This window comes from Pseudomonas sp. ANT_H12B (assembly GCF_008369325.1).
Taxonomy (GTDB): domain Bacteria; phylum Pseudomonadota; class Gammaproteobacteria; order Pseudomonadales; family Pseudomonadaceae; genus Aquipseudomonas.
This window is the reverse complement of the sequence record NZ_VOBI01000010.1, coordinates 243987-252450: the sequence shown is the minus strand read 5'-3', so window position 1 is coordinate 252450 and position 8464 is coordinate 243987. Positions and strand designations below refer to the sequence as shown.

Here is an 8464-nt window from a genome sequence, read left to right as displayed (position 1 = left end):
TCAAACCCGCGCTACCGGAACAGTAGTCCTGCACTGCTGCCAGTTTTACTTGCTCTGTGTACTTACCCATGACACCCCCAAAGGTTGTGTTCAACCTTTGGGGGTCAGTTCACTCTGCGTGGGAACGATCAGGCTCGGGTGGCGTGGTAGAGGCTCACATGCCGAAACTCTTCGGGCTCGGCCAGATCGGGCAAGGTCATTGCTTCGAGCATCTCGATGCGTTGATACAACGGGTGGCGAAAATCCCTTACGCGTGAATCCGCCACCAGCGCTTCCCGGCCGCGACTGAGGAATTCGTCGAGTAGCGGCAGATTCGCCCGGTCGTACAGCACATCCGCCACCAGAATCAGATCAAACCGATCCGCCTCGGCGAAAAAGTCTGTCGAGTAATTGAGGTGTACGTCATTGAGTTCGGCATTCGCCCGACACGCGGCAACCGCCAGCGGGTCCAGGTCACAAGCCACCACTTCCAGTGCCCCGGCCTTCATCGCCGCAATCCCTGCCACCCCGGAGCCGGCGCCGAAATCCAGCACGCGTTTGCCTTCGACCCAGTGCGGGTTCTCGGCGAGATAGCGCGCCACCGCCAGCCCGCTGGCCCAGCAGAAACTCCAGTACGGCGGTTCGTGCAGAATCCGCCGGGTTTCCTCCGGGCTGAACGCGCGGTCCATATTGTCGCCGTCGATCAGCCAGAGTTTCAGCTCGGTGTCCGGCAACTCACAGGCAACCAGCTGTGCGTTTCCGAGCAATTCGCCTAACGCTTGTTGCAGGTCGAACGGTGCAATCATGGCGCTTTGACGAATTGCAGCTGACCCATCGCTTGCGTCGTTGGCTGTGTGATGACTTGCGACGGCAGATGCAAAATCAACTGACCGGACTGGCTGGCGCGGCCACGCAGTTCAACGCGGGCACCCATCGGGAAGGATTCCGGGTTGAAACGCAGGTGAAACGGCAGAATCTGATTGGTGCCGATCAGGCTGGAACTGGCGAGCAATTGTTGCGGACGGTCCTTGTCGTCGACCACCAGCAACGCCAATTCGACTTCGGCACCGGCCGGCACGCCTTGCAGCGTACCACTCAATTCGCGCTGATAGGCAGGCAATGGGCCCAGGTTGGCGGACTCTTTGGCTTTCTTCTGCGCCGCCTGTGGAGCAGGGCCTGGCGTCGGCGGCTGGGGCTTGGGCGCATCGCTGCTGCAGGCCACCAGCAGACTGAAAAGACTGAGCAAAACGAGCGGTCTTAAGGACATTTGCGGCTCCAGCAAGGTGAAATCCATGGATCTAGCTCTATAACCCGTCTGTATACCGTAAACCCTATGGCTTGTCTTGCCACGGGGATGCGCTACCATGGCCCTCCCTTTTTTTGTTGCCTGCCACCATGCACTGTCCCTTCTGCGGTGCCAACGACACCAAGGTCATCGACTCGCGTCTGGTCGCCGAGGGCGAACAGGTGCGCCGCCGGCGTGAATGCCTGGCCTGCGGCGAGCGTTTCACGACGTTCGAGACTGCTGAACTGGTGTTACCGCGCCTGATCAAAACCGACGGCAGTCGTCAGCCGTTCGACGAAGAAAAACTCCGCGCCGGCATGCAGCGTGCGCTGGAAAAGCGCCCGGTGAGTGTCGAGCGCCTTGAATCGTCGCTGGTGCACATCAAGCACAAGCTGCGAGCCACGGGCGAGCGAGAGGTTAAATCCCTTGTCGTCGGTGAACTGGTGATGGCCGAGCTGCAAAAGCTCGACGAAGTCGCCTACATTCGTTTCGCCTCCGTGTATCGGCGCTTCCAGGACCTTAACGAGTTCCGCGAAGAAATCGATCGCCTGGCCCGTGAGCCGGTGAAAGAATGACCACTTCCCCAGAACAAGCCATCCTCGACGCCCATTACATGGCTCGCGCCCTGGAACTGGCGCGCAAAGGTCATTACACGACGCACCCCAACCCTCGGGTTGGCTGCGTGATCGTGCGTGACGGGCAGATCGTCGGCGAAGGCTGGCACATCCGCACCGGCGAACCGCATGCCGAAGTCCACGCTCTGCGCGCCGCTGGCGATAAGGCACGGGGCGCCACCGCTTATGTGACCCTCGAACCTTGCAGTCACCACGGTCGTACACCGCCGTGTGCCGATGCGCTGGTGAATGCCGGAGTCGCCCGCGTCGTTGCGGCGATGCAGGACCCGAACCCGTCGGTTGCCGGTCGTGGCATGCAGCGCTTGGCCCAGGCAGGCATCGCTATCGAAAGTGGCGTGCTGGAAGGCGAAGCGCGCAAGCTCAACGAAGGTTTTCTTAAACGCATGGAACACGGCTTGCCGTTCGTGCGGGTCAAGTTGGCCATGAGCCTCGACGGTCGCACGGCGATGGAAAGCGGCGAGAGCCAATGGATCACCGGTCCGGCGGCGCGTTCGGCGGTGCAACGCCTGCGTGCTCAGGCCGGCGTCGTGCTGACTGGCGCCGACACAGTGCTGGCGGACAACGCCCGTTTGACCGTGCGCGCCGATGAATTGGGCCTGGACGCCGAACAAACGGCCCTGGTCATGAGTCGCCTGCCGCTTCGCGTGCTGATCGACGGTCGCCTGCGAGTGCCGCTGGATGCGCCATTCTTCAAGGCCGGCCCGGCGCTGGTCGCCACTTGCATGGCGATCGAAGAGCAATACGCCAATGGCCCGGAATGCCTGATCGTGGCGGGTGACGATGGTCTGGTGGACCTGCGCAAACTGCTGGTTGAACTCGCCCATCGTGGGGTCAACGAAGTATTGGTCGAGGCGGGCCCGCGTCTGGCTGGAGCTTTCGCCCAGCAAGGTCTGGTGGATGAATTCCAGATCTTCATTGCCGGCAAGTTCCTGGGTTCTTCGGCGCGGCCACTGCTGGACTGGCCGCTCGCGCAAATGAAGGATGCGCCTGAACTCAAAATCACCGAAATCCGCGCGGTTGGCGATGACTGGCGAGTCATTGCCATTCCTGTGCCAGCGGCGAGCGTATAATTCCCGGCCTGCGCCACGCGACGGCTTTGTTCTCGAGGAGGACTCCATGTTTACCGGCATCATCGAATCCATCGGCAGTATTCGTGCATTGACCCCAAAAGGCGGAGATGTGCGGGTACACGTAGAAACCGGCAAGCTCGACCTGAGCGACGTCAAACTGGGCGACAGCATTGCGGTCAACGGCGTGTGCCTGACGGCGGTTGAATTGCCAGGCAATGGCTTTGCGGCGGACGTCAGTCGCGAAACCCTCGACTGCACCGCGATGAACGACCTCAAAAGCGGCAGCCCGGTGAACCTGGAAAAAGCCCTGACCCCGACCACTCGCCTCGGCGGGCATCTGGTCAGCGGTCACGTCGATGGCGTGGGCGAAGTGGTTGCCCGTACCGAGAATGCTCGCGCCGTGGAGTTCCGCATCCGCGCTCCCAAAGAGCTGGCCAAGTACATCGCCCATAAAGGCTCGATCACCGTCGACGGCACCAGCCTGACCGTGAACGCGGTCGATGGCGCCGAGTTCCTGCTGACGATCATTCCGCACACCCTGAGCGAAACCATCATGGCGTCTTACCAGCCAGGTCGCCGGGTGAATCTTGAAGTTGACTTGCTTGCCCGTTATCTGGAACGCCTGCTGTTGGGTGACAAGGCCGCAGAGCCTGCAAAGTCCGGAAACATCACTGAAAGCTTTCTGGCCCAAAACGGCTACCTCAAATCCTGAAGCTCAAATTTCGAAAGAAGGGGGGTGCCTTGTGGCGCTCAATAGCATCGAAGAACTGGTTGAAGACATCCGCCAAGGCAAGATGGTCATCCTCATGGATGACGAAGACCGCGAGAACGAAGGCGACCTGATCATGGCCGCCGAGTGCTGCCAGCCTGAACACATCAACTTCATGGCCAAGCACGCCCGTGGCCTGATCTGCATGCCGATGAGCCGCGAGCGCTGCGAACTGCTGAAGCTGCCCTTGATGGCGCCGCGCAACGGTTCCGGCTTCGGCACCAAGTTCACCGTGTCCATCGAAGCCGCCACCGGTGTGACCACCGGCATCTCCGCCGCTGACCGCGCGCGCACCGTGCAGGCCGCCGCCGCGAAAGAAGCCAAGGCTGAAGACATCGTCAGCCCCGGCCACATCTTCCCGCTGATGGCCCAGGCCGGCGGCACCCTGGCCCGTGCCGGCCACACCGAAGCGGCATGCGACCTGGCGCGCATGGCCGGTTTCGAGCCGAGCGGCGTGATCTGCGAAGTGATGAACGACGACGGCACCATGTCCCGTCGTGCCGAACTGGAAACCTTCGCGGCCGAACACAACATCAAGATCGGCACCATCGCCGACCTGATTCACTACCGGATGATCCACGAGCGTACCGTTCAGCGGATTGCCGAGCAGCCGCTGGACAGCGAACTGGGCCAATTCAACCTGGTGACCTATCGTGATTCCGTGGAAGGCGACGTGCACATGGCCCTGACTTTGGGCACCGTGTGCGCCGAAGAACCGACCCTGGTTCGCGTGCATAACATGGACCCGCTGCGCGACCTGTTGATGGTCAAACAGCCCGGCCGCTGGAGCCTGCGCGCCGCGATGGCTGCGGTTGCCGAGGCTGGCAGTGGCGTCGTGCTGTTGCTCGGTCACCCGCTCGATGGCGACGTGTTGCTGGCGCATATCCGCGAAACCGCTGAGCATGTCCCGGCGAAAAAACCGACCACCTACAGCATCGTCGGTGCCGGTTCGCAGATCCTTCGGGACCTGGGCGTGCGCAAAATGCGCCTGATGAGTGCGCCGATGAAATTTAATGCGATATCCGGTTTCGATCTGGAAGTTGTAGAATACGTGCCCTCCGAATAATGACCGGTTGTTTCCAGTCCTTGATTCGCGGTTAACACATCACTGAGGGACGCGTAGAAAACGCGTCCCGGCTCTTTAAGAGATCTAACGAATGACCCTGAAGACCATCGAAGGTACCTTCATCGCCCCTAAAGGCCGCTACGCTTTGGTAGTAGGCCGTTTCAACAGCTTCGTCGTTGAAAGCCTGGTCAGCGGTGCAGTTGATGCCCTGGTTCGCCACGGCGTGAGCGAAAGCGACATCACCATCATCCGCGCACCTGGCGCCTTCGAAATCCCGCTGGTTGCGCAAAAAGTCGCTCAGAAGGGCGAATACGCGGCAATCATCGCCCTGGGCGCGGTCATTCGTGGCGGTACTCCGCACTTCGAATACGTGGCTGGCGAATGCACCAAGGGCCTGGCCCAGGTGTCCATGGAGTTCGGCGTTCCCGTCGCATTTGGCGTGCTGACCGTTGATTCCATCGAGCAAGCCATCGAACGTTCCGGCACCAAGGCCGGCAACAAAGGTGCTGAAGCTGCCCTGTCCGCTCTGGAAATGGTCAGCCTGCTGGCGCAGTTGGAGGCCAAGTGATTAGCGACGAAAGCGATCGTTTCAACCCGCGCGATCCAAAGCCTGCGGATGCCGGCAAGCCATCGAAAAGCGTCAAGCGTCGCGAAGCCCGTCAGCTCGCGACTCAGGCGCTGTACCAATGGCACATGGCCAAGCAGTCGCTGAACGAGATCGAAGCGCAATTTCGGGTCGATAACGATTTCAGCGATGTCGATGCCGCTTACTTTCACGACATCCTGCACGGCGTTCCGGCCCACAAGCCTGAGATCGACGCTGTACTGACGCCGTGCCTGGACATCACCATCGAAGAGCTCGACCCGGTTGAACTGGCCGTTCTGCGCCTGTCGACCTGGGAACTGCTCAAGCGCGTCGACGTGCCGTACCGCGTTGTGATCAACGAAGGTATCGAGCTGGCGAAAGTCTTCGGTTCCACCGACGGCCACAAGTTCGTCAACGGTGTACTCGACAAGCTGGCCCCGCGTCTGCGTGAAGCTGAAGTGAAGGCGTTCAAGCGCTAATCGGCGCTTGAATACTTTGTCTCAGTGTCCTGTCTCGCCGATACGTTCGTTTTTTAGCGAGTGGCTGGTGTTGCCAGACAAGGCGCCGCGACGAGTCATAGCTGGCTATGGCGAGGAGCGGCAACGCAGTATGGCGACACCAGACGCCGCTAAAAAATGAACAGTATTGGTGAGACGGGACACCCAATGGGCGAGTTTGAGCTGATCCGCAATTTCTTCGCCGCCGCGCCTTGTGCGCAGGGCGGCGAAGGCGTTGCCCTCGGGATCGGCGATGACTGCGCCTTGCTGGCTGTTCCCCCCGGGGAGCAGTTGGCCATTTCCACCGACACGCTGGTTGCCGGTGTGCATTTCGCAGATCCTTGCGACCCGTTTCTGCTCGGTCAGCGCTCGCTGGCTGTGGCCGTCAGCGATCTGGCTGCCATGGGCGCCACTCCCGTTGCCTTTACCCTTGCCCTGACCTTGCCGACGGTGACCGCCGATTGGCTGGAAGCTTATGCCCGTGGTTTGAATGTCATGGCGCAAGGCTGCGGCGTGGCCCTGGTGGGTGGCGATACCACCCGTGGGCCATTGAGCCTGACGATGACCGTGTTCGGTCGTGTGCCGACAGGCTTGGCGTTGACCCGCAGCGGTGCGCAGCCAGGCGATTTGCTGTGCGTTGGCGGTGAGCTTGGCAACGCGGCGGGGGCATTGCCACTGGTGCTCGGCCAGCGGACGGCTGAAGCCGTCATCGCCGATCCGCTGCTTGCGCATTACTGGTCGCCGCAACCGCAGCTGGGTCTGGGTATCGCGTTGCGGGGCAAAGCGACCTCAGCACTGGACATCTCCGACGGCCTGCTCGCCGACTGCGGGCATATCGCGCTCGCGTCGAAGGTCGGCATTCAGGTTGAACGGGACCGGTTGCCGCTGTCGAAGGCTTTAGTGGCCTTGCTTGGTCAGTCGGGCGCCGAAGCCGCCGCCCTGAGCGGTGGTGACGACTACGTGCTGGCCTTCACCTTACCGTCCGTCGAGTTATCGGCGTTGCTGGCGGACGGCTGGCCGATCCATGTGGTCGGGCGGGTTGTGACGGGGCAGGGTGTGGTGCTGCTGGACGCTGACGGACAAGACATCACCCCGCAAACCCGGGGCTATCAACATTTTCGGGAGACACCGTGACAGATCATCCCAAACAGGTCCCGGCGGAATTCGTACCGCCCTCGGTCTGGCGCAATCCATGGCATTTCCTGGCGTTCGGCTTCGGCTCGGGCACCTTGCCAAAAGCACCGGGCACCTGGGGTTCGTTAGTTGCGCTACCCTTTATTCCGTTGTGGCAGATGCTGCCCGACTGGGGTTACTGGCTGATGCTGGGTATCACCATGCTGTTCGGCTTCTGGCTGTGCGGCAAAGTGGCCGACGATTTGCGGGTGCACGACCACGAAGGCATCGTCTGGGACGAAATGGTCGGGATGTGGATCACCCTGTGGCTTGTGCCGGAAGGCTGGTACTGGTTACTCGCGGGATTTTTGATGTTCCGCTTTTTCGACATTCTCAAGCCTTGGCCGATCCACTGGATCGACCGGCATGTGCACGGCGGCGTCGGGATCATGCTCGATGACGTATTGGCCGGAGTGTTTGCGTGGCTGGGTATGCAGGGATTGGTTTGGCTTTTCGCCTGAGTGGCGAAACAGGGGACTAGGGATGGCTCGACGCTGGTTGATGGCGATGGTTATTGCGGTGTTCGGCTCGCTCGTTCAGGCGGGCGATGCAGTGACGACGCCGTCGGTGATTCACCTGGCTAGCGAAGAATGGGAAGACTACACCGCCGCCGATGGCCATGGTCTGGGCTGGGACGTGCTGCGGGAAGTCTTCGAGCCTGCGGGGGTCAAACTGGACATTCGCATCGAGCCCTACATTCGCTCCATGGGCCTGGCCCAGCGCGGTGAAGTAGACGCCTGTGTCGGTTCCTATCTTGATGAAGAAGACGATCTGCTTTATCCGCGCTGGAACTACGATACCGATCACATCTATGCCCTGGGTCTGGCGAGCAATCCGGCACCAACCCCGGAAACTCTGGGCTTCTATCGACTGGCCTGGGTCCGCGGCTACGACTTCCAGGATTATCTACCCAACGTGCGCCGCTATAACGAAGTGGTGCGGCGCACCGGAATCGTGTCGATGCTGACCCACAACCGCGCCGACTACTACATCGACGCGTTGACCGAAGTCGATTACGTGCTCAACCGGGCCAAGGATCCGGCCCAGTTTCGTCGCACCCATATCGCGGAACTGCCGCTGTATCTGTGCTTCGCCAAGACCCCCAAGGCTCGCGCATTGATGGCGCTGTTTGATCGGCGCATGGAGCTGCTGGTAAAAAACGGCCGACTGAAACCGATTTTCGAGCGCTGGAAACAGCCCTATCCGTTTGACTCGAACTAAGCGCGGACCCTGTAGCGCTTGATTAACCCTGTGGGAGCGAGCCTGCTCGCGATGACGGTATATCAGTCGACATCAATGGTGAAAGACAGACCGCTATCGCGAGCAGGCTCACTCCCACAGGGGGCTGTGGTGGCTTGAGATCTAACTTTTTGATCGTTATGCCCCATAATTCAGCCTAAGCGT

11 protein-coding genes are annotated in these 8464 nt (G+C 60.9%); 9 read left to right on the top strand and 2 right to left on the bottom strand.

Annotated elements, in window-relative coordinates; genetic code table 11:
* Positions 1 to 128 precede the first annotated feature (128 nt).
* Positions 129 to 785 (bottom strand): methyltransferase, encoded by a 657-nt coding sequence (locus tag FQ185_RS17670; protein ID WP_149418524.1) that lies wholly within the window; start codon positions 783 to 785, stop codon positions 129 to 131.
* Positions 782 to 1246 carry a YbaY family lipoprotein gene (locus tag FQ185_RS17665; RefSeq protein ID WP_149418523.1) on the bottom strand — a complete coding sequence of 155 codons (465 nt, stop codon included), beginning with the start codon at positions 1244 to 1246 and terminating at the stop codon, positions 782 to 784. The genes FQ185_RS17670 and FQ185_RS17665 overlap by 4 nt, the downstream gene beginning before the upstream one ends.
* Before the next feature lie 128 nt (positions 1247 to 1374).
* Here FQ185_RS17665 and nrdR point away from each other — a divergent pair, with 128 nt between their 5' ends.
* From nrdR to FQ185_RS17620, 9 genes are all read left to right on the top strand, one after another.
* Positions 1375 to 1839, top strand: coding sequence for a transcriptional regulator NrdR (nrdR, locus tag FQ185_RS17660; RefSeq protein ID WP_003228656.1), 465 nt, complete (start codon positions 1375 to 1377; stop codon positions 1837 to 1839).
* Complete coding sequence (gene ribD, locus FQ185_RS17655) at positions 1836 to 2969, top strand: bifunctional diaminohydroxyphosphoribosylaminopyrimidine deaminase/5-amino-6-(5-phosphoribosylamino)uracil reductase RibD (protein ID WP_149418522.1); 1134 nt, start codon at positions 1836 to 1838, stop codon at positions 2967 to 2969. Before nrdR ends, ribD begins: the two co-directional genes overlap by 4 nt.
* 46 nt (positions 2970 to 3015) lie before the next feature.
* Entirely contained in the window at positions 3016 to 3681 is a 666-nt protein-coding gene (locus FQ185_RS17650) for a riboflavin synthase (RefSeq protein WP_149418521.1), read from the top strand.
* A gap of 31 nt (positions 3682 to 3712) precedes the next feature.
* Positions 3713 to 4804: a bifunctional 3,4-dihydroxy-2-butanone-4-phosphate synthase/GTP cyclohydrolase II gene (ribBA, locus tag FQ185_RS17645; protein ID WP_149418520.1), complete on the top strand. Its 1092-nt coding sequence runs from the start codon at positions 3713 to 3715 to the stop codon at positions 4802 to 4804.
* A 91-nt stretch (positions 4805 to 4895) separates the two neighbouring features.
* Positions 4896 to 5372 (top strand): 6,7-dimethyl-8-ribityllumazine synthase, encoded by a 477-nt coding sequence (ribE, locus tag FQ185_RS17640; protein ID WP_003185938.1) that lies wholly within the window; start codon positions 4896 to 4898, stop codon positions 5370 to 5372.
* Positions 5369 to 5869: a transcription antitermination factor NusB gene (gene nusB / locus FQ185_RS17635; RefSeq protein WP_149418519.1), complete on the top strand. Its 501-nt coding sequence runs from the start codon at positions 5369 to 5371 to the stop codon at positions 5867 to 5869. The genes ribE and nusB overlap by 4 nt, the downstream gene beginning before the upstream one ends.
* A gap of 186 nt (positions 5870 to 6055) precedes the next feature.
* Positions 6056 to 7021, top strand: coding sequence for a thiamine-phosphate kinase (gene thiL / locus FQ185_RS17630; protein ID WP_149418518.1), 966 nt, complete (start codon positions 6056 to 6058; stop codon positions 7019 to 7021).
* Positions 7018 to 7521: a phosphatidylglycerophosphatase A gene (locus FQ185_RS17625; protein WP_059402137.1), complete on the top strand. Its 504-nt coding sequence runs from the start codon at positions 7018 to 7020 to the stop codon at positions 7519 to 7521. Before thiL ends, FQ185_RS17625 begins: the two co-directional genes overlap by 4 nt.
* 22 nt (positions 7522 to 7543) lie before the next feature.
* Entirely contained in the window at positions 7544 to 8281 is a 738-nt protein-coding gene (locus tag FQ185_RS17620; protein WP_149418517.1) for an ABC transporter substrate-binding protein, read from the top strand.
* The last annotated feature ends 183 nt before the right edge of the window (positions 8282 to 8464 follow it).

Coding starts and splice junctions, on each gene's coding strand:
- FQ185_RS17665 (WP_149418523.1), bottom strand. CDS start 1,246: ATGTCCTTAAGACCGCTCGTTTTGCTCAGTCTTTTCAGTCTGCTGGTG.
- ribD (WP_149418522.1), top strand. CDS start 1,836: ATGACCACTTCCCCAGAACAAGCCATCCTCGACGCCCATTACATGGCT.
- FQ185_RS17670 (WP_149418524.1), bottom strand. CDS start 785: ATGATTGCACCGTTCGACCTGCAACAAGCGTTAGGCGAATTGCTCGGA.
- FQ185_RS17620 (WP_149418517.1), top strand. CDS start 7,544: ATGGCTCGACGCTGGTTGATGGCGATGGTTATTGCGGTGTTCGGCTCG.
- nrdR (WP_003228656.1), top strand. CDS start 1,375: ATGCACTGTCCCTTCTGCGGTGCCAACGACACCAAGGTCATCGACTCG.
- ribE (WP_003185938.1), top strand. CDS start 4,896: ATGACCCTGAAGACCATCGAAGGTACCTTCATCGCCCCTAAAGGCCGC.
- FQ185_RS17650 (WP_149418521.1), top strand. CDS start 3,016: ATGTTTACCGGCATCATCGAATCCATCGGCAGTATTCGTGCATTGACC.
- thiL (WP_149418518.1), top strand. CDS start 6,056: ATGGGCGAGTTTGAGCTGATCCGCAATTTCTTCGCCGCCGCGCCTTGT.